This window comes from Neobacillus rhizosphaerae (assembly GCF_050477885.1).
Lineage (GTDB): Bacteria > Bacillota > Bacilli > Bacillales > Cytobacillaceae > Neobacillus > Neobacillus rhizosphaerae_A.
In genome coordinates this window covers 23,847-43,285 of the sequence record NZ_JBCNAC010000162.1, presented here as the reverse complement: position 1 = coordinate 43,285, position 19,439 = coordinate 23,847, and the positions used below count along the sequence as shown (strand labels likewise).

General features: G+C 40.9%; 17 protein-coding genes and 2 riboswitches. Of the genes, 11 read left to right on the top strand and 6 right to left on the bottom strand.

What is annotated here, in order from left to right; genetic code table 11:
* Positions 1 to 281 precede the first annotated feature (281 nt).
* Positions 282 to 399: riboswitch (SAM riboswitch) on the top strand.
* A 139-nt stretch (positions 400 to 538) separates the two neighbouring features.
* From ABES03_RS21605 to metH, 4 genes are read left to right on the top strand one after another with little or no spacing between them, the layout of a single operon-like run.
* Positions 539 to 1,651, top strand: coding sequence for a methionine biosynthesis PLP-dependent protein (locus ABES03_RS21605; protein WP_430120558.1), 1,113 nt, complete (start codon positions 539 to 541; stop codon positions 1,649 to 1,651).
* A complete protein-coding gene (metC, locus tag ABES03_RS21600) occupies positions 1,651 to 2,838 on the top strand; it encodes a cystathionine beta-lyase (protein WP_430120556.1) in 1,188 nt (395 codons plus the stop codon). The genes ABES03_RS21605 and metC overlap by 1 nt, the downstream gene beginning before the upstream one ends.
* A gap of 2 nt (positions 2,839 to 2,840) precedes the next feature.
* Positions 2,841 to 4,712, top strand: a complete 1,872-nt coding sequence (locus ABES03_RS21595) for a bifunctional homocysteine S-methyltransferase/methylenetetrahydrofolate reductase (protein ID WP_430120554.1) — start codon at positions 2,841 to 2,843, stop codon at positions 4,710 to 4,712.
* Positions 4,690 to 8,139: a methionine synthase gene (metH, locus tag ABES03_RS21590; RefSeq protein ID WP_430120552.1), complete on the top strand. Its 3,450-nt coding sequence runs from the start codon at positions 4,690 to 4,692 to the stop codon at positions 8,137 to 8,139. Before ABES03_RS21595 ends, metH begins: the two co-directional genes overlap by 23 nt.
* A 60-nt stretch (positions 8,140 to 8,199) precedes the next feature.
* Here the strand turns inward: metH and ABES03_RS21585 are convergent, their stop codons facing one another.
* The gene (locus tag ABES03_RS21585; RefSeq protein ID WP_430120550.1) at positions 8,200 to 8,427 is read right to left on the bottom strand and encodes a hypothetical protein; all 228 of its coding nucleotides are present in this window, start codon (positions 8,425 to 8,427) and stop codon (positions 8,200 to 8,202) included.
* A gap of 113 nt (positions 8,428 to 8,540) precedes the next feature.
* Positions 8,541 to 8,625: riboswitch (cyclic di-GMP riboswitch) on the bottom strand.
* 183 nt (positions 8,626 to 8,808) lie between these two features.
* Between ABES03_RS21585 and ABES03_RS21580 the strand changes: the two genes are divergently transcribed.
* The 3 genes from ABES03_RS21580 to ABES03_RS21570 all read left to right on the top strand — a co-directional run bounded on the left by ABES03_RS21580 (position 8,809) and on the right by ABES03_RS21570 (position 10,987).
* Positions 8,809 to 9,222 carry a MarR family winged helix-turn-helix transcriptional regulator gene (locus tag ABES03_RS21580; RefSeq protein WP_430120548.1) on the top strand — a complete coding sequence of 138 codons (414 nt, stop codon included), beginning with the start codon at positions 8,809 to 8,811 and terminating at the stop codon, positions 9,220 to 9,222.
* Between the two features lie 17 nt (positions 9,223 to 9,239).
* Positions 9,240 to 10,436, top strand: a complete 1,197-nt coding sequence (locus ABES03_RS21575; protein WP_430120546.1) for an MFS transporter — start codon at positions 9,240 to 9,242, stop codon at positions 10,434 to 10,436.
* Between the two features lie 158 nt (positions 10,437 to 10,594).
* Positions 10,595 to 10,987: a hypothetical protein gene (locus ABES03_RS21570; RefSeq protein ID WP_430120544.1), complete on the top strand. Its 393-nt coding sequence runs from the start codon at positions 10,595 to 10,597 to the stop codon at positions 10,985 to 10,987.
* A 311-nt stretch (positions 10,988 to 11,298) separates the two neighbouring features.
* On the opposite strand, the gene ABES03_RS21565 is transcribed toward ABES03_RS21570, so the two are convergent.
* The 3 genes from ABES03_RS21565 to pxpB are packed head-to-tail and all read right to left on the bottom strand — an operon-like array spanning position 11,299 to position 13,737.
* Positions 11,299 to 12,243 carry a biotin-dependent carboxyltransferase family protein gene (locus ABES03_RS21565; protein WP_430120542.1) on the bottom strand — a complete coding sequence of 315 codons (945 nt, stop codon included), beginning with the start codon at positions 12,241 to 12,243 and terminating at the stop codon, positions 11,299 to 11,301.
* Positions 12,243 to 13,007, bottom strand: a complete 765-nt coding sequence (locus tag ABES03_RS21560) for a LamB/YcsF family protein (RefSeq protein ID WP_430120540.1) — start codon at positions 13,005 to 13,007, stop codon at positions 12,243 to 12,245. Before ABES03_RS21560 ends, ABES03_RS21565 begins: the two co-directional genes overlap by 1 nt.
* On the bottom strand, positions 12,994 to 13,737 hold the full coding sequence (pxpB, locus tag ABES03_RS21555; protein WP_430120538.1) for a 5-oxoprolinase subunit PxpB: 744 nt from the start codon (positions 13,735 to 13,737) through the stop codon (positions 12,994 to 12,996). The genes ABES03_RS21560 and pxpB overlap by 14 nt, the downstream gene beginning before the upstream one ends.
* Before the next feature lie 166 nt (positions 13,738 to 13,903).
* On the opposite strand from pxpB, the gene ABES03_RS21550 reads away from it, so the two are divergent.
* The 3 genes from ABES03_RS21550 to ABES03_RS21540 all read left to right on the top strand — a co-directional run bounded on the left by ABES03_RS21550 (position 13,904) and on the right by ABES03_RS21540 (position 15,834).
* Positions 13,904 to 14,467 carry an FAD-dependent oxidoreductase gene (locus ABES03_RS21550; protein WP_309859781.1) on the top strand — a complete coding sequence of 188 codons (564 nt, stop codon included), beginning with the start codon at positions 13,904 to 13,906 and terminating at the stop codon, positions 14,465 to 14,467.
* Between the two features lie 20 nt (positions 14,468 to 14,487).
* Positions 14,488 to 14,871 (top strand): VOC family protein, encoded by a 384-nt coding sequence (locus ABES03_RS21545; RefSeq protein WP_430120536.1) that lies wholly within the window; start codon positions 14,488 to 14,490, stop codon positions 14,869 to 14,871.
* Positions 14,872 to 14,934: 63 nt separating this feature from the next.
* Complete coding sequence (locus ABES03_RS21540) at positions 14,935 to 15,834, top strand: aldo/keto reductase (RefSeq protein ID WP_430120534.1); 900 nt, start codon at positions 14,935 to 14,937, stop codon at positions 15,832 to 15,834.
* Between the two features lie 37 nt (positions 15,835 to 15,871).
* On the opposite strand, the gene ABES03_RS21535 is transcribed toward ABES03_RS21540, so the two are convergent.
* On the bottom strand, positions 15,872 to 16,738 hold the full coding sequence (locus ABES03_RS21535) for an aldose epimerase (RefSeq protein WP_430120532.1): 867 nt from the start codon (positions 16,736 to 16,738) through the stop codon (positions 15,872 to 15,874).
* 202 nt (positions 16,739 to 16,940) lie between these two features.
* Between ABES03_RS21535 and ABES03_RS21530 the strand changes: the two genes are divergently transcribed.
* Entirely contained in the window at positions 16,941 to 18,452 is a 1,512-nt protein-coding gene (locus ABES03_RS21530; RefSeq protein WP_430120530.1) for an MDR family MFS transporter, read from the top strand.
* Between the two features lie 53 nt (positions 18,453 to 18,505).
* On the opposite strand, the gene ABES03_RS21525 is transcribed toward ABES03_RS21530, so the two are convergent.
* Entirely contained in the window at positions 18,506 to 19,345 is an 840-nt protein-coding gene (locus ABES03_RS21525; protein WP_430120528.1) for a pirin family protein, read from the bottom strand.
* Positions 19,346 to 19,439 lie beyond the last annotated feature (94 nt).

The window sequence follows — 19,439 nt, the reverse complement described above, 5'->3', positions numbered from 1 at the left end:
TTACCAGGAATCATATCTATTCCTATTTTCCTGATATTTATCATAATTCAATTAACAAAACTATCTTTCTATGTAACTTATTACCCACTGTAGTTCTTTATCAAGAACGTTCGTTATAACTAATAATAAAACCATAAACTATCACTGTCAACAAATTTTATAATAATAAATTAAATATTTTGTCCTCTCCGTTATATAACTCATATTTCCTCAATAGTTAAAAACAAATTGACATCCCCACCAATCTGTAGTAAATTTTATAAATAATCTAAATAATTGATTTCTTATCAAGAGAGGTTGAGGGAATGGCCCTGCGACGCCTCAGCAACCTTCAATGAATGGTTTGTTCATTGAAAAGGTGCTAAGTCCTGCAAATTTTACTAATTTGCAAGATAAGAAGAATGACAAGTGTGTCGTACATACAAAAGTCTTCTTCTTATAAGAAGACTTTTTTTATTTATCTGAAAGCTTTAGTGCCCTGTAGCGTTAAAGTTGGCAATCTAACCCTAATTACAACAAACTTTAAGGAGTGTGCGTTATGTACAAAATTGACACAAAACTAGCCCAAATTGGAAACCGCAGCGAGACAGCGACAGGTACAGTGAACCCACCTGTTTATTTTTCTACTGCTTATCGACACGAAGGCATCGGGCAATCAACAGGGTTTGACTATAGTCGAACAGGAAATCCAACGCGACAGCTCTTGGAAAAAACCATTGCTGATTTAGAAGCAGGTGATCAAGGCTTTGCCTGCAGTTCAGGTATGGCTGCTATTTTCACGATTCTTTCCTTATTTCAATCGGGAGATGAATGGCTGGTAAGCGAAGATTTATATGGCGGTACCTATCGCTTATTAGAGCAAGGCTTTAAAAAATGGGGATTAAACACTCAATATGTAAATACCTGTTGTCCAGAGGAAATCGAAGGGAAGATTACTCCACAAACAAAGGCCATTTTTTTGGAGACTCCTACTAATCCCCTCATGCAGCAATCGGACATTGCCGCTGTTTCTCAAATTGCCAAGAAGCACGGAATACTCTTGATTGTTGATAATACCTTCTATACTCCACTATTACAGCAACCGATTAAGCTCGGGGCTGATATCGTTATTCATAGTGCAACGAAGTACCTGGGTGGTCATAACGACGTACTTGCAGGATTGATTGTTGCAAAAGGAAAGGAACTATGTGAAGCATTAGCTTTTCATCATAACGGTGCGGGTGCCGTACTTAGCCCATTTGACTCCTGGCTGTTAATGCGCGGAATGAAAACTCTATCGCTTAGAATGGAAAGACACGAAAAGAATGCAAAAGCGGTGGTAGAGTATCTTTCTAATCATGAAGATGTGACAGATGTTCTATATCCAGGACGCGGTGGAATGGTTTCTTTCCGAGTAAGGGATGAAGCATGGGTGAATCCATTCCTACAAGGATTATCGCTTATTACATTTGCAGAAAGTCTCGGTGGAACGGAGAGCTTTATTACGTATCCTGCTACACAAACACATGCGGATATTCCAGAAGAAATTCGAATTCAATCTGGCGTTTGTAATCGATTATTGCGTTTTTCCGTTGGGATTGAAGATGCACAAGACTTAATTGATGACTTGAAAAAGGCTTTCGCAAATGTGAAAGAAGGAGTGATTGCGTAATGTCACACGAGGAATATTCCTTTGAAACCAGGCTTCTTCATAATCAACATAAAGTGGACCCGACAACGGGTGCGGTTAGTGTACCCATTCAGCATGCATCCACCTTCCACCAATTTGATTTCGACCAGTTCGGTAAATACGATTATGGCCGCAGCTTAAATCCAACTAGGGAAGCACTTGAAGATGTAATTGCAGAACTGGAGGGCGGTTTAAAAGGATTTGCTTTTTCATCTGGTATGGCCGCCATCTCGACAGCCTTCCTTCTGCTTTCCGCTGGAGATCATATTGTCATTACCGAAGATGTATATGGCGGTACGTTCCGGATGGTTACACAGGTCCTTACCCGGTTTGGAATTGAACATACCTTTGTTGATATGACCGATATAGAGGAAGTAAAACAAGCGATTCAACCGAATACAAAAGCATTATATGTGGAAACACCCTCCAATCCATTAATGAAAGTGACTGATATTGAGGCAATTAGCAGTTTAGCAAAGGAAATTGGCGCGTTAACCTTTGTTGATAATACGTTTCTTACCCCTTCTCACCAAAAACCATTGGAATTAGGGGCTGATGTGGTCCTTCATAGCGCAACGAAGTTTTTATCAGGGCATAGTGATGTCGTTGCCGGACTCGCTGTGGTTAATGACGAAGACTTAGCGAAACGATTAGGCTTTTTACAAAATGGATTTGGCGCCATATTGGGCGTCCAAGATGCTTGGCTCGTGCTAAGAGGGATAAAGACACTTCATGTTCGTCTAGAACAATCGCAGAAATCAGCTATTAAACTCGCAGAATTTTTAGATGAACATCCGCTTGTGAAAAAGGTGCATTATCCTGGGCTCGAAAGTCACCCTCAATATCACATCCAAAACAAGCAAGCAGCGGGGCCGGGTGCTGTCTTATCGTTTGAATTAGAAAGTGAAGATGCACTCCGAACCTTTTTGGCCAATGTAGAAATCCCTGTTTTCGCTGTCAGCCTGGGAGCAGTCGAATCGATTCTCTCTTATCCGGCGAAAATGTCACATGCTTCCATGCCGCAAGAGGAAAGAGAAAAACGTGGTATTACTAATAGCCTCGTCCGACTATCAGTTGGACTAGAAAATCCAGATGATCTAATCAAGGATTTTTCCCAAGCGTTTGAGAAAGTTAATCGAAGTCAATTAGTATTCGAGCGGGGAGAATAGCGATGAGCTTTTTAGAAAAATTAAAAAATCAAATCTTAATAGCCGATGGGGCCATGGGTACTTTATTGTATTCTTACGGAAAGGATAGTTGTTTAGAGGAACTAAACCTTTCCCAGTCAGAACATATCCAGTCGATCCATCAAGCTTATATCGATGCCGGTGCTGATGTCATTCAGACCAACACGTATGCCGCCAATTATTTAAAGCTACAGCGATATGGTTTGGAGGATTCTGTAAAGGAAATTAACAGTGCTGCCTTAGCTAATGCTAAAAGAGCCGCTGCAAAAAAACATGCATATGTCCTTGGAACGATTGGCGGGAATCGAGGAATAAAGCCAGATTCAATAACATTAGAAGAATTAAAGCGGAGCTTCCGTGAACAATTATATTGCCTTCTCCTTGAAGGCGTAGATGGTTTGTTACTTGAAACCTTTTACGATTTAGAAGAACTTGAAACGATTTTAACCATTGCTAGAAAGGAAACCAACCTGCCAATCATTGCACAAGTCTCCCATCAGGAGCCAGGATTTTTGCAGGATCGAACGCCTGTCAATGATGCCTTAAAACGGCTTGAAGGTCTTGGCGCCGATGTCGTCGGTCTGAACTGCCGGCTTGGCCCCCACCATATGCTGCTAGCATTGGAGCAGATAGAAATACCTGAACATGCATTTTTATCAGCCTATCCAAATGCCAGTCTCCCTGCCTATACGGACGGAAAGTTCCACTATGAGGGAGATGCCGATTATTTCCGAAACTCGGCAAAAGCGTTCCGTGATCAAGGGGTACGTTTAATTGGTGGCTGTTGCGGGACCACACCAGAACATATTCGAGGCTTTGCAGCGGAATTAAAGAATAGTGTTCCAATTACAGAAAAAATAGTAAAATTAAAACCAAAGCAGCAGATTGTGGTTGAATCAACCCCTTCTCCTATAAGGGAGTATGCTCCTCTACAAGAGATTGTGAAAGAGAGACCATCTGTTATCGTAGAATTAGATCCTCCTAGAAAGCTAGATACAACCAAGTTTTTCGCAGGTGCCAAAGCATTAAAAGAAGCTGGAATTGATTCTATTACTCTAGCTGATAATTCCCTTGCAACTGTACGTATTTCCAATGAATCATTGGGATATTTAGTGAAGGAAAAATTAGGTATGCGACCACTTATTCACATTGCCTGCCGCGACCGTAATATTATTGGCTTACAATCCCACTTAATGGGTCTTCATACTCTTGGGCTAAATGATGTTCTTGCCATTACTGGGGATCCTGCGAGGGTAGGTGACTTCCCAGGTGCTTCATCTGTCTATGATGTGTCTTCATTTGAGCTAATTCAGATGATTAAGCAATTAAATGAAGGTTTGTCTTTTTCCGGTAAAGACTTAGGACAAAAAACCAACTTTAGTGTGGCGGCAGCCTTCAACCCGAATGTTCGCTCTCTTGAAAAAGCAGTAAAGCGCTTGGAAAAGAAAATACACTTTGGTGCAGATTATTTCATTTCTCAGCCTGTTTTTTCAGAGGAGAAGCTGGTAGAAATCTATGAACATACGAAACACCTTGAAGCCCCTATTTATATTGGCCTTATGCCGCTAACAAGCAGTAAAAATGCCGAATTCCTTCATAATGAAGTACCGGGAATCAAAATCTCGGATTCCATACGTGAACGAATGGCAAGTTTGAACGATCAACCGCTTCAAGCTGCACGTGAAGGTATTGCCATAACTAAGTCACTAATTGACGCAGCTTTAGATTTGTTTAATGGAATTTATTTAATCACACCATTTTTACGTTACGAATTAACTGCAGAGCTGGCCCATTATGCCCGTCAGCGTGCAAGTGAAGTGAGGGGGAACAACATTGCTGAAAACATCATTTACTGATCAGTTGAAGAAACGAATCCTCGTAATGGACGGAGCCATGGGAACGATGCTGCAACGAGTCAACCTTACCGCTGAGGATTTTGGCGGAGAGGAATTCGAGGGCTGTAATGAAAACCTTAATTTAACTGCTCCCTCTGTTATAGCCAATATTCACCGAGAATATCTTGAGGCTGGCGCAGACATAATTGAAACCAATACGTTTGGGGCAACTAGCCTAGTCCTTGATGAATACGGTCTCGGCTACAAAGCCTATGAAATCAATAAAATCGCTGCGATGATTGCGATTGGTGAGGTGCAAAAGGTTTATTCCGAGGACTGGCCACGTTTTGTTGCTGGTTCGATGGGTCCGACGACGAAGACATTAAGTGTGACTGGCGGAACTACCTTTGATGAACTTGCGGCAAGTTACGAGGAACAAGCAATTGGCTTAATCGATGGCGGCGTTGACTTGCTGCTTTTAGAAACAAGCCAGGATATGTTGAATGTAAAAGCTGGGTTCGCTGGTATCCAAAGTGCTTTTTCAAAAACTGGAACAACACTTCCGATTGTGATATCGGGTACGATTGAACCGATGGGTACCACTCTTGCAGGTCAGTCTATCGAAGCGTTCTATATTTCAGTTGAGCATATGAAACCAGCTGCAGTGGGACTGAACTGTGCAACAGGTCCGGAGTTTATGCAGGATCATATTCGTTCACTTTCCAATTTGGCGACAACTGCCGTTAGCTGTTATCCGAATGCGGGTCTGCCTGATGAAGAAGGACACTATCATGAAACACCAGAAATCCTTGCGAAAAAGCTGTCTGATTTTGCTGCGCATGGCTGGTTAAATATTGTCGGCGGCTGTTGTGGCACGACTCCTGAGCATATTAGTGCTATTTCAGAAGCGATGAAAAAATACCAGCCTCGTGGATATGAGCCATCTTCAGTGCATATGGTTTCCGGAATTGAACCATTTGTATACGATGACCCGACGCTACGTCCGATCATGGTTGGAGAACGCACGAATGTCATAGGCTCTCGTAAATTCAAACGCTTAATCACCGAAGGGAAATTTGAAGAAGCGTCAGAAGTTGCACGGGCTCAGGTGAAAGGCGGCGCCCATGTCATTGATATCTGCCTAGCCGACCCTGACCGCGATGAAATCGTGGATATGGAAAATTTCATTAAAGAGGTCGTAAAAAAGGTTAAGGTACCTCTTGTCATCGACTCAACTGATGAGAAGGTTATTGAAAAAGCACTCAAATATTCGCAAGGAAAAGCGATTATTAATTCAATAAATCTTGAGGATGGCGAGGAACGTTTTGAAGCGATTGTTCCTTTGATTCATCGATACGGCGCAGCTGTTGTTGTCGGTACCATCGATGAGGAAGGTATGGGAGTAAGCGCTGAGCGAAAGCTAGAGATTGCCAAACGTTCTCATGATTTGTTAGTAAATAAGTATGGGCTTAAGCCGCAGGACTTAATTTTTGACCCATTAGTTTTTCCAGTAGGCACTGGGGACGAGCAATATATTGGGTCTGCAAAAGCAACGGTTGAAGGAATCAGGTTAATTAAGGAGCATCTTCCAGGAGTACAAACGATTCTTGGGATTAGTAATGTGTCGTTTGGATTACCGCCTGTTGGCAGAGAAATTTTGAATTCGGTCTTCCTTTACCACTGTACACAGGCTGGTCTCGATTATGCGATTGTAAATACGGAAAAGTTGGAGCGCTTTGCTTCCATCTCTAAGGAAGAAGTAACATTAGCAGAGGATTTGTTATTTAAAACAACTGATGAGACTTTAGCTGTTTTTACAGAGTTTTACCGTGGTAAAAAGAAAGAAGCGAAGAGCACGGTTCCAAACATGACTTTAGAAGAGCGTCTCGCCTATTATGTGGTGGAAGGTACTAAGGAAGGTTTACTACCAGATTTAGACTTAGCGCTGGAAAGCTTCCCAGCCCCACTTGATATCATTAATGGTCCGTTAATGGATGGCATGAAAGAAGTTGGGCGACTTTTTAATGATAATCAATTGATTGTGGCTGAAGTGTTGCAAAGTGCAGAAGTGATGAAAGCAGCGGTATCTCATTTAGAGCCGCATATGGAAAAAGGCGATGTGTCTGCCTCAAAGGGCAAAATTATATTAGCTACTGTAAAAGGTGACGTCCATGATATTGGTAAAAACCTTGTTGACATTATACTGAGTAATAATGGCTATGATGTGATAGACCTCGGGATTAAAGTGAATCCAACCGATTTAGTTCAAGCTATTCTTAGGGAAAAACCAGACATGGTTGGATTATCCGGTTTACTGGTTAAGTCAGCACAGCAAATGGTGTTAACGGCTCAAGATATGAAGGATGCTGGCATCTCACTCCCTATCTTAGTTGGAGGTGCTGCTCTATCTCGTAAGTTTACCGATACGAAAATTGCTAAGGAATATGATGGACTTGTTCTTTATGCGAAGGATGCGATGACGGGGTTATCACTTGCGAACCAGCTAGGGTCACCAGAGGAACATCAAAAGCTGTTGGATGAGAAGGCGGAAAAGTTGGCTGCATTAGAAATCCCTAGGGAATTACCAGTACGCCCAGTTGGGTCTGTAGCGGTTAAAGTGAAGCCCGCTGTATCAACAGAAGCTCCAGTATTTACGCCAATGGATACAAAAAGACATATCTTAAAAACCTATTCTCTTTCCCATATTGAGCCTTACATCAACATGCAAATGCTGATTGGTCATCATCTTGGTGTTAAGGGGAAGGTTGCTAACTTGCTTGCTGAAAAGGATGAAAAGGCAGTTAAAGTAAAAGAGGTAGTGGACCAACTGCTGGCTGATGCAAGTCGTGAAAATTGGATTACACCGAATGCTGTTTATCAATTTTTCCCAGCACAGTCAGACGGAAATAAGATTTATATTTATAATCCAGAAAATCATAATCAAATTATAGAAACTTTTGATTTCCCTCGTCAGGATTCCGCACCACATCTTTGTTTAGCGGATTTCTTAAAATCTGTTGACAGTGGTGTGATGGATTATGTTGGCTTTTTCACAGTAACGGCTGGTCGAGGTATCCGCGAGAAAGCAGATGAATTCAAGGCTGCCGGTCGTTTCCTTGAGAGCCATGCCCTTCAGGCGTTGGCACTTGAGACAGCAGAAGGCTTTGCTGAATTAATCCACCGTCAAATACGCGACCGCTGGGGCTTCCCGGATCCGCTTGATTTTTCCATGCAAGATCGATTTGCTGCTAAATATCAAGGACAACGTTTTTCATTTGGATATCCGGCCTGCCCAGATTTAGAAGACCAGAAAAAGTTGTTTAAATTAATTCAGCCTGAAGAAATTGGAATCCAATTAACAGATGGTTGTATGATGGAACCGGAAGCATCTGTTTCTGCGATGGTGTTCGCCCATCCAGAAGCGAGATATTTTAATGTGTTAAGATAAGCATCTCAATGTAAAAAGAGTGACTATTTATTAGTCACTCTTTTTACATATGGTTCATCATTACACAGCCTGATATTTATGGAGGAATCTTTGACTTGCAAGATTAAGATTATTTATGCACTCATTTTTGATGTGATCCTCACAAATAAAATCATTCATTAATTCATTTTTTAATTCGGAGTAAATCTCCATCACTTCTTCCCGTGCCAAATGAATGTAACTTCTCTTTTTGGCAAAACTCATGATTTCCTTCTCAAAATATTCAATAGAACCAAAAAACACCTTCAATTTTCCACCCATCCTTTTATGTTTTTTTCAACGAATAAAAAGCCTCCAAAAAGAGGTGGACTAACAAACCGTAATGCCATAGAAGTTTTATTCAAACATTAGATTCCGTTCTTTTTGGCAACCCGACTATCATAGTCATATGACCTTAGACTCGTGGCTTTGCGTCCTTTTTTTTCAAAAAGTTTGCCTTTTTCACTTTATACCTTAATAGTAAAATCTAACTAGGAACATTTCAACATTTTTCGTCAATTTTTTACAAAAAAATTGATTTTTTTAACAATTTATGAGCATTTATGCCCCTGTGAACATTTCTTGACATTTAATAATAAATACACTATAGTTACCTAGGTAACTAATTATATGTAGTAACGGAGTGCATTTATGATAACCCACGAATTATTCCATACTCTTCACCAGCTTTCACGTCATCTCACTAACAAACTCAATGAAGCATTGAAGCCTATGGGCTTATACGGTTCTCAATGGGCCGTTATTTTTGTTTTAAAAAACAAAGGCTCGCTAACACAGAGAGAACTTTGTGATTATTTATTTGTTGAGGCACCTCCCATGACCCGGACCATCCAACGCCTCGTTAAACAAGGCTATGTTAGACAGGTGTCAGGTAAAGACAAGCGGGCCAAGTACATTGAATTAACAGAAGAAGCTTTGAGATTATATCCCGAATGGGAAAGTGTTGTGAACGAGGTCAACCGGACATTACTAAAGCATTTTCCACAAACATCTCAGGAGGAATTACTGACATTGCAATCAAGCTGGTTAAAGCAACTTTTATAAAGGAGTGCATTACATCTATGAACAAACCCAAACTATGGACGAAGGATTTTATTAGTGTATCTTTAAGTAACTTTTTTCTGTTTTTAACATTTTATATCTTACTTGTCACGCTACCCACCTATGCACTTGATAAATTACATAGCAGTGCATCTGTCGCGGGATTAATGACAACCGTATTTTTACTATCCGCCATCATCTCACGTCCGCTTGCTGGACAGTGGCTCGAACGAACGAGTAATAAGAAAGTTCTCTTAGCGGCGCTCATTATTTTCTCTGCCGCCTCTCTTCTTTATTTTATTCCTAAAACAGTCGCCGGTTTTCTAGTTATTCGTCTGCTTCATGGTGTTGGTTTCGGTATGGCAACAACCGCAGTCGGAACAATTGTAGCTAATATCATTCCAGCTTCACGCAGGGGTGAAGGAATGGGATATTTCGTCATGTCAACGAATATGGCAATGGTTTTAGGACCATTTGTCGGATTGATGGCCATTCAGCAATGGGGACCAAACACCCTATTTATTCTCAGTGTCATTGTTGCAATCGGTTCTCTTATTACAGGATTAAGTGTTAAATTGAATCATTCAGAACAGCTGGATCAGCCAAAAGCCGCTTCTGCTTTTTCTTTTAAAAATCTATTTGAGACATCTGCCATTCCTATCTCGATTGTCGGAAGCTTCCTAGCGATTGTCTATTCTGCCCTTCTTTCATTTGTTTCGATTTATGCAACTGAAATCCATTTGGCCAGTGTATCTAGTCTTTTCTTTGTCGTCTATGCCATCGTTCTTTTACTTTCACGACCTTTTACCGGTAAATGGCTCGATCTTTATGGCCCTAACGTTATTTCTTATCCTTCTATTTTGCTTTTCTCAATTGGGATGTTTGTCTTAAGCCAAAGCAGTGGTGCAGTTACATTCCTCATTTCAGCGGGTATGATTGGATTAGGATGGGGAACGCTTTTTCCTACCTTCCAAACCATCGCTATCCAAGATGCCGAACCTCGAAAAAGAGGTTTAGCTACAGCGACCTTCTTATCTATCTATGATACAGGTATTGCTCTAGGCTCCTTCGTCGTAGGTTTACTTGCTGCAAAAATAGATTATAGCTCGTTATATTTCATGTGTTCCTTCTATATTCTAATCGGTGCAGTACTTTATTACTTTCTTCATACTAAGAAACAAGCGCCTGTACCAAAATTGAAAAATCAAGAGAATTAATTTGTCCGTTTTGCCCCCTTATATTTTAGGGGGTTTTTTTTATAATCCCCCCCTTAATTAAACTCATTTACAAAAATAGTAAAATATAATAATATTCTTTATAAGGAACAAATTTAACTCAAATAAAGAATCACTGGAAAAGGAGGTGTATTCTAATTTTGAAAACAATAAAGGGTTTAGTCTTTATCCTGCTATTAGTATGTGCAATAATGCTTCCTACTTCTGCCTATGCCTCTGATAATACTACTGAATCAATTTCCCAGTACGGATTTTTACAAACCTTTTCACTGGCGAATATTTTCTCTTTTTTCAATAAGGATTTTAAAGCTGGTGAATATCATGATTATAGCTGGAATAATGATGGATATGATGATGACTACCATGACGATGATGATTGGTGGGATGATTTTTGTAAATGGTGGAACGGTGATGGCGGTCATGATGGCGGTGGTGGCCATGATGATGAATGTCGAGAAAGTAAGGGAAGCTGGGGCAATGACGACGGTTGTATAGACTCTGCAGAGATTTGGAAAAGGTGGTATTGCAGATAGATTCCTCTACATATACCTAAAGTGGGCAAAATGACGATTTTGGAAATGTCATTTTGCTTTTTTATTTACACTTCATAAAATTAGATTATAATAGTATAAACAATGTTTAAGGAGTGATCTTATATGGCGAAATCAAAAGCCAAAAAGCTACGTGAAAAACTGTCACGTGAGGGAAAAATGAATCCAGAAGCCAAGCGAAGCCCATTTGTTTTTACGGATATGAGAACAAGAGCAACAAAAACGAAAAAAGACCATTTATACCAATTTAAACACAAGAACCATCAATCCCAGGACGGAAATGATGGTTCTTTTTATTTTGCAGCAAGAGACAAATGCTTCAGGAAAATCTGTCTTTCTACATATAATCTTTGTGCCTCCTCTAGGGTTGTTTCCACAAAGTGGATTTTGGTGTCAGGCACCGCTTGAGCAAGCAATGGGATGTCGACTGATATTACTGTTCCTATTCTGGTGTACCCGCCGGTTGTTTGTCTTTCAGCCATGAGGACGATGGGCTGACCACTGGCAGGCACTTGGATTCCGCCTAATGGGATGGGATCGGAAATGATATCCGGCCCTTGAACGTGATCAAGTTTGGGTCCCTTTAGCTGATAACCCATTCGATTAGATTGCAGTGTCACTACATACTCTTCTGAAAGAAATTGCTCGACACTTGAGGGGCTAAACCTCTGCTCATGTGGACCAAGAATAACCCTTACAGTTAGCTGCTTTTTATAGCATGGAATAAACTCCGGAGGCAGTGATTTAAACGGCTTCCTCATAACCGGGTCACCATATATAAGATCTCCCTTTTGTAAAGGCCGTCCTTTATTCCCTCCAAACCTTCCAGTCAAAGACGTTGATTTACTATTTAAAACAACAGGTACATCGATTCCACCAGCAATCGCAAGATAAACCCGTGCACCGTTTTTACAAGACGCTAAAGATAATGTCTCCCCTTTTTTCAACACAAAACTCTTCCACATGGGCACTTCCCGATGATTTACCCTCGGCGAAAAGTCCCCGCCACAAATAGCAATGACAATTGTTTGGCAGGCTTCTAAAACAGATCCTACTAACGCAGCTTCCAGTATTGCCTCCCCAGGTTGATTCCTTACCAGAATATTAGCTAACTGCATGGAGTATGAATCCATCGCCCCAGAAGGACTGATTCCGAATTGTTGATAGCCAACCCTACCCAAATCCTGAATAGTCGTTTGTAATCCTGGCTTTATGACTTTAAAAATAGCTGTTTTCATTATTCGCTCCAGCTTTTTCGAAGAGTGATGTTTTCTTGTGCTAGTGCCTTCTTTAACTCAGATACGAACTCCACAGCCTTCGGTCCATCTCCATGTACACAAATCGTATCAGCATGAATATCAAGGTCGGTTCCATCTACCGCTTTCACTTTCCCTTCAGTAATCATCCGAACCACTCTTTGGATGGCTTCACTAGGATCATGAATGAATGCGTTGTTTTCTCTTCTTGATGTCAATGTCCCATCCGGCTGATAGGTACGGTCCGTAAACACTTCCTCCGCAACCTGAAGCCCTTTTTGTCTTCCTGCTTTTATTAATTCACTTCCTGCTAAACCAAACAAAACTAGTTGGGAATCGAGGTCACCGATTGCCTCAGCAATTGCATATGCTATCTTCCTACTGCTACCCGCCATATTATATAAGGCACCGTGGGGTTTGACATGGGAAATGGACACTCCGTTTGCCTTGCAAACAGCTTGTAAGGCCCCAATTTGATAGATCATTAGATTGTATATTTCCCTTGTGGAAAGATTCATTTCTCTGCGGCCGAATCCAGCAAGGTCTGGAAACCCTGGATGTGCCCCTATTTTCACACCGTTTTTTCGTGCAAGCATGACTGTTTCAAACATGACATTATGGTCACCAGCATGATAGCCACAGGCTATATTAGCAGAGGAGATATACTTTAGCACCTCTAGGTCATTTCCTACTTTGAAGGCTCCAAAGCTTTCACCAATATCACTATTGAGATCAATGATTTTCATGTTTATCCCCCCTTATGTACGTTTTCAATTTATATTCTTTCCTATCGACCAATTGTTTAATAGTTTCATATTCTTTAGAATTTATCGGAATAAATTTTATATAATTGCCTGGGGCAACAAGGGCCGGAGGGGAATTTTCAATAGCAAACAGCTTTAGTGGTGTTATACCAAGAATCCTCCAGCCCGACGGAACCTCTGAAGGATAGATGCCTGTTTGGTTACCGCCAATGCCTACTGAGCCGGCAGGGACACTTCTCCGTGGATGTTCAAGCCTTGGGACTGCTAGCTTTGAAGACAATCCCCCAAGATAGGGAAATCCCGGTATAAAGCCCAGCATATAAATCAGGTATTCTTTATTACAATGAAGTGCAATAACTTCCTTTTCACTTATTTGACAATACTGAGCAATATAGGCTAAGTCCGGACCTGTTTCACCTCCATAGCAAACGGGGATTTCATATACGATGGGCTGATAAGGTTCATTATGCTTTGAAGTGGTATAAATGCCCTTTACCTTATCCACTAAAGTATGATAACTAATCTCCTCCGGACGATAGTAGATGGCAATGGATGTATAAGACGGTACCCATTCTATGATCCCTTTCACCTTCATATTGTTCAGTCCGACAATAAATTGGCAAATCTCCCTATGAATCTTTTCACTAATTTTTTCACCAAAATAGATCACAATAGCCGTATCCCCGAGTGGTTTGATTTCTATGATTCTCACTCCTAAGTTCTTCTTTGTTTTTAAGTTATCTGCTTGCTTAGAATATTTCAACCTATTTTTACATTTCGTTTTCCAAATATCTTGAAGCGAGCAGTTTATTTTACATTCACTGTTTGTTAAGCTACATTTATTTTGATACTAACTAAAAATTCTGGAGGTTTTGGAAATGTTTGATGTGTTAATTGTCGGAGCTGGACCTACCGGTGCGAGTGCTGCTATTTTTACAGCAAAGGCTGGGAAGAAAACCGTAGTGGTTGATAATGATAAAAGTGTAACTAAGCGTGCTTGGATTGAAAATCATTATGGTGTAACAGAAATTACAGGACCTGACCTTGTTGAAACTGGTAAAAAACAAGCGAGCAAATTTGGTGCCGAAATCGTCCAAGCGACTGTTTCAACTATCAGCAAAACTGAAAGCGGTTTTAAAGTAGAAACAGACCAAGGTGAATACGAAGCAAAGCATGTAATCTTGGCTACTGGAATGTCTGTTGACCTTGCTGAAGCAGTTGGATTAACAACAAAGCCTGGAACTGAGCCTAGAATCAAGACGATCCTTGACGTGGATGCAGCTGGAAAGACAAATATTGACGGCATTTGGGCAGCAGGTACAGTTGCTGGCGTGAGCATGCATACGATTATTACTGCTGGCGACGGTGCTAAGGTAGCAATCAATGTAATTAGTGAATTAAACGGTGAACGCTACGTTGACCACGATGTGTTAAAAGCCTAAGACAGATAGGTGGGTGCCAAATGGCAGTTAAGAAAATAGACCATGTGGGTGTATACGTAACTAACCTAGAAAAAGCCCTTACTTTTTATCAAGAAGTAGTAGGGTTGGAGCTAAAAGACAGATTCACTATTGCAAATGGTGATGTTACCTTAGCCTTCCTTGGATTTAATGGTTCCGATGAAACAGAGTTAGAATTAGTGTATGGAGGGAATCCAAACCTCCCTAATGAAGGAAAAGTGAATCATATTGCCTTTTTAGTTGATGACATTGACGAAGAATTCGAGCGTTTAAAAGGATTTGATGTCACCTTTATTAGTGAAGGGGTTGGCACTCTTCCCAATGGCTATCGTAACTTTTTTGTTCATGGCCCAGATCGTGAGAAGGTTGAATTTTTTCAAAGATAATCCCCGATTTTTTGGGGATTTTTTTTTACAATAAGCTGATGCTAGTTAGGAGGAGGTTTTCATATGAAGTATCGCAAATTAGGAAGTACTGGTTTAGATGTATCGGTTATTGGTTTGGGGACCTGGCAGTTTGGCGGTGAATGGGGCAAGGATTTTTCCCAGAGAGAAGTAGATGACATTTTACATAAAGCGAATGAGCTCGGTATTAACTTTATTGATACCGCTGAGTGTTACGGCGATCACCTTTCCGAGAAACTGATAGGTGGGTATTTGAAAAATAATAAACATCAAGACTGGGTTGTTGCTACAAAGTTCGGGCATCACTTTTTAAATGATGGCTTTAAACGGGCAGATGAATGGTCTGCAGATGACGTAGTCAAACAGTTAGACACCTCCTTAGCTGCCTTACAAACCGAGTATGTTGACCTTTACCAATTCCACTCAGGCAGTGATGAAGTTTTCAAGAATGATGCCCTGTGGACTGCTTTAGATAAGCAGATCCAAGCTGGTAAGGTTCGTCACCTAGGTATCTCCATTAGCAGTAAAGCGGACACCTCCTATCAAGTCGACTCTGCCACAAAAGTAGGAGCAGAAGTGATTCAAGTGGTCTATAATCGTTTAGATCGTAAACCGGAGGAACTGTTCTTCCCGTCCGCTGAACATCAAAATCTTGGTGTCCTTGCTCGTGTCCCACTAGCCAGCGGATATTTAAGTGGAAAGTATAAGCAAGGAGCCGTTTTTGCTGAAACGGACGTACGGCATGGGCATGATGCAAAGGAAGTAGCAAGACAGCTTCAACTAGTTGAAGAAATACAAAAACACGAAGTACCTGAAGGCGTCAATATGGCACAGTGGGCACTAGCTTGGTGTTTGAAGCATCCAGCTGTCACACTCGTTATTCCTGGCTCTAAAAATGTTGAACAGGTTACAATGAATGCTAAAGCAGCTGAGTTAGTAGAATAGGAATACGAAAAAGGGACTTTTTCTTAGGTCCCTTTCTCTATTTTACCGATATCTTTAAGGTCGATTGCAGTGTCTCTCCTGAACCAATCATCACTAGCTCTTCTTTCCGATTCAATTCATCGGTCATTGCCATCCATGGTTCAACACAGACAAATTCTTGATCCTGTTCGGTCCATAGCACGACGTACTTAAATTCCTCCCCGTATGTCATCGTAAGAGACATCTGGCGATCGGAAAGGTCAAATGAAATTTCCTTCTGGGATGCATCCAAAAGAACGAGAGACTCTTTTTTATTGGTTAAATCTAATGAGTTTTGAATGGATTTTGTTTCCAAATCATTATAATCTAAATAGGTTTTCGCATCGGTTTGATATGTTATATTTTTGCTGGCCGTTTTGAAATAAGGATGAAACCCTGCATAAATCGGCATAGGCGCATTCGAAATATTTTGATAGGCTTGGTCAATAGTGAGTCCGTTTTGGGTTAATGAGTAGGTAAAAACCACCTCAAAATCAAAAGGATATTCCTTTTTGGTCGCTTCATTACTTACTAAACGTAAAGTAATTGAGGCTTTTCTGTCATCTGTATGGGTATCGACTACTTCCCATGGATGATTCCTCGCGACTCCATGGTTTTTCATTTTATAAACAGTACCATTCCATTCATATTCTCCATTTTCCAACTGACCAGAGATCGGAAAAAGAATCGGAATTCCCCCTCTAATATTTTTCTTAAAGTCATATAGTGTTTCTTTATTTAGAAAGAGGACCTCCTCACCATTTATCCCATAGCTAGTAATAATTCCGCCCCGCTCTGGAACAACCTTTATCCAGTTGCCAAACTCGGAGTTCCCTAGTTCATATACACTTAATTCTTGCTCTTTCGTTACCTTAAGCTGATACATGTCCTCATTCGTCCCTTCTATGGAAAAACAACATTCTATTCATTTTAGTTATAATTTGACAACTTTTCAACCAGCCTTATAGAATTACTCTATAGCTAACTATCTAGCAGTTTTTTTTTATGGACAAACCTTAAAATAACCGAAAAGGAGCGACCTTTTGCTTTAACCTACTTATATTTTGGAAAATTAAAGGGTGATTGATTTGATTAAAAAAGACAATAATCTTAAGCTTGTTGTCACAGGTCTACTACTAGCCATCTTGATGGCAGCAATGGACAACACTATTGTTGCTACAGCCATGGGTACGATTGTTTCAGACCTTGGCGGATTTGACAAATTTATTTGGGTAACTTCTGCTTACATGGTAGCAGTTATGGCCGGGATGCCGATTTTCGGAAAGCTTTCCGATATGTATGGACGGAAACGCTTCTTTATTTTTGGATTGGTTGTATTCCTTATTGGCTCTGCCCTTTGCGGAATCGCTCAGTCGATCGTTCAGTTAAGTATTTTCCGGGCGATTCAGGGGATTGGCGGCGGCGCCCTGATGCCCATTGCTTTTACCATTGTATTTGATATCTTCCCACCAGAAAATCGTGGGAAAATGACGGGTCTGCTTGGAGCCGTTTTCGGTGCCTCCAGCGTCCTTGGACCTTTGCTAGGTGCGTATATTACCGATTATATTAGCTGGCACTGGGTATTTTATGTGAATGTTCCGATTGGTATTGTTTCGATTATTTTAATTGTTCGATATTATCATGAATCCTTACAGCACTCTAAGCAAAAAATTGACTATCTTGGAGCAATTACGCTTGTCATTTCCGTCGTTAGCTTGATGTTTGCTCTTGAGTTGGGCGGTAAAGAATACGATTGGGACTCTGTTCAGATCATCGGCTTATTTTCAAGTTTCTTTGTTTTCTTTATTGCCTTTTTCATTGCGGAATTTAAAGCAGAAGAACCGATTCTACCACTTTGGCTTTTTAAAAGACGTTTGTTTGCAACCTCCCAGATTCTTTCCTTTTTATATGGTGGGACGTTTATTATTCTGACTGTCTTTATTCCGATCTTCGTCCAGGCTGTTTACGGCGGCTCAGCCAAAAATGCCGGGTTGATCTTAACACCTATGATGTTAGGGTCCGTTGCGGGAAGTTCCGTAGGAGGTATTTTCTTAGCAAAGACCTCTTATCGTAACTTGATGTTTATCTCGATTGTATCTTATGTACTTGGTATGTACTTCCTTGGAACGATGACGATTGATACGGCTCGCTACTTACTAACAATCTATATGATTCTTGTTGGGTTTGGGGTAGGGTTTTCATTTTCCTTGTTGCCAACGGCATCTATGCACAATTTAGAACCACAGTATCGCGGAACGGCTAACTCTACCAACTCGTTTTTACGTTCGTTTGGTATGACCCTTGGCGTGACCATTTACGGTACTCTGCAAACGAATATGTTTACGGATCAGTTAGAGGAAGCATTTAAAGGAATGCAGGGTGCGGGGAATTTCAAAATGGGTGATCCTCGGCAAATTTTCCAACCAGAACAGCGCTCAAAGATTCCTGATTTTGTTTTAGATAAAATCGTTCACGCAATGTCAGATTCGATTACACATACCTTTTTGCTTACGTTGATTCCGATTGCAATCGCTGCCGTTACTATCTTTTTTATGGGCAATGCTCGTGTTGTAGTGAGTAAGAAGCCTGCTAAAGGGTAAATGAAAAGCACTGGACCATCCTTGTGAGGTGTGAGGTGGCCCAGTGCTTATTTTTATTCTGCGAATTTGCCGGCCATGTAATCGCGGTATGCCTGACGAATTTCGTCTTCCGTATTCATGACAAATGGTCCTCTTGCTACAATTGGTTCGTTTAATGGTTTCCCCGCATATAACAAGACGCGAAGGTTTTCCACTGCCTTGATAGAGATTTCACTTTCTTGGTTAGGATTGCTTTTTTCTAACAAGAGGACGTGACCTTTCTCAGCCTCTGTATGGTTTTTTCCGAAAAGCCCTTTTCCTTCTAAAATATACATAAAGCCGTTGTAATCACCCGGCAGGTCCTGTGTAACCGATGAACCCGGTTCGACATTGATTTCAACCATTGTTACTGGAACATAGTTTCTCGTATCAGACTGAATGCTACCTGAGGAGCCAGAGAAAATCCTGATTAAGGCACCGTCTTCTTTACGGAATGGCATGTCTTTGGCGCGAAGATTTTGATAGCGAGGTTCTGCCATCTTATGTTCACTTGGCAGGTTCACCCAAAGCTGCAAGGAGTGAACGGTCTCCCCTTCGGCTGGATCCTCGATGTGAATCACACCTCTGCCGGCTGTCATCCATTGAACATCACCTGGTTCCAGCTCCCCTTTACCTGCTTTATTATCTTGATGCTCGAGTTTCCCTTCGATGACATAGGTAACTGTCTCGATGCCGCGGTGCGGGTGGAAGTCAAATGTTCCTTTTTTAAACCAATCCTCTGCTAAAAAAAGAAAAGGATCTGATTCTTTCATTTTATTCGGATCTAACACCATTCCTGCTATATGAATCGGACTATTTTGGTGGTGGTCTACCGTCCAAATCCGTTCGATACCCCTTTGTTGAATAGAAGTCATTATTTTTCCTCCTTTGGTATTCAAATTTATGGTAGCGCTGTTCGTGGGTATTATCAAATAAAATGGACTGGTTTTGGGTGTTCGCTCATAAGTG

Bases quoted from the DNA above. Each gene is read 5' to 3' on its own strand.
- ABES03_RS21605 (WP_430120558.1), top strand. From the start codon at position 539: ATGTACAAAATTGACACAAAACTAGCCCAAATTGGAAACCGCAGCGAG.
- metC (WP_430120556.1), top strand. From the start codon at position 1,651: ATGTCACACGAGGAATATTCCTTTGAAACCAGGCTTCTTCATAATCAA.
- ABES03_RS21595 (WP_430120554.1), top strand. From the start codon at position 2,841: ATGAGCTTTTTAGAAAAATTAAAAAATCAAATCTTAATAGCCGATGGG.
- ABES03_RS21580 (WP_430120548.1), top strand. From the start codon at position 8,809: ATGATAACCCACGAATTATTCCATACTCTTCACCAGCTTTCACGTCAT.
- ABES03_RS21575 (WP_430120546.1), top strand. From the start codon at position 9,240: ATGAACAAACCCAAACTATGGACGAAGGATTTTATTAGTGTATCTTTA.
- ABES03_RS21565 (WP_430120542.1), bottom strand. From the start codon at position 12,243: ATGAAAACAGCTATTTTTAAAGTCATAAAGCCAGGATTACAAACGACT.
- ABES03_RS21560 (WP_430120540.1), bottom strand. From the start codon at position 13,007: ATGAAAATCATTGATCTCAATAGTGATATTGGTGAAAGCTTTGGAGCC.
- ABES03_RS21550 (WP_309859781.1), top strand. From the start codon at position 13,904: ATGTTTGATGTGTTAATTGTCGGAGCTGGACCTACCGGTGCGAGTGCT.
- ABES03_RS21545 (WP_430120536.1), top strand. From the start codon at position 14,488: ATGGCAGTTAAGAAAATAGACCATGTGGGTGTATACGTAACTAACCTA.
- ABES03_RS21540 (WP_430120534.1), top strand. From the start codon at position 14,935: ATGAAGTATCGCAAATTAGGAAGTACTGGTTTAGATGTATCGGTTATT.
- ABES03_RS21535 (WP_430120532.1), bottom strand. From the start codon at position 16,738: ATGTATCAGCTTAAGGTAACGAAAGAGCAAGAATTAAGTGTATATGAA.
- ABES03_RS21525 (WP_430120528.1), bottom strand. From the start codon at position 19,345: ATGACTTCTATTCAACAAAGGGGTATCGAACGGATTTGGACGGTAGAC.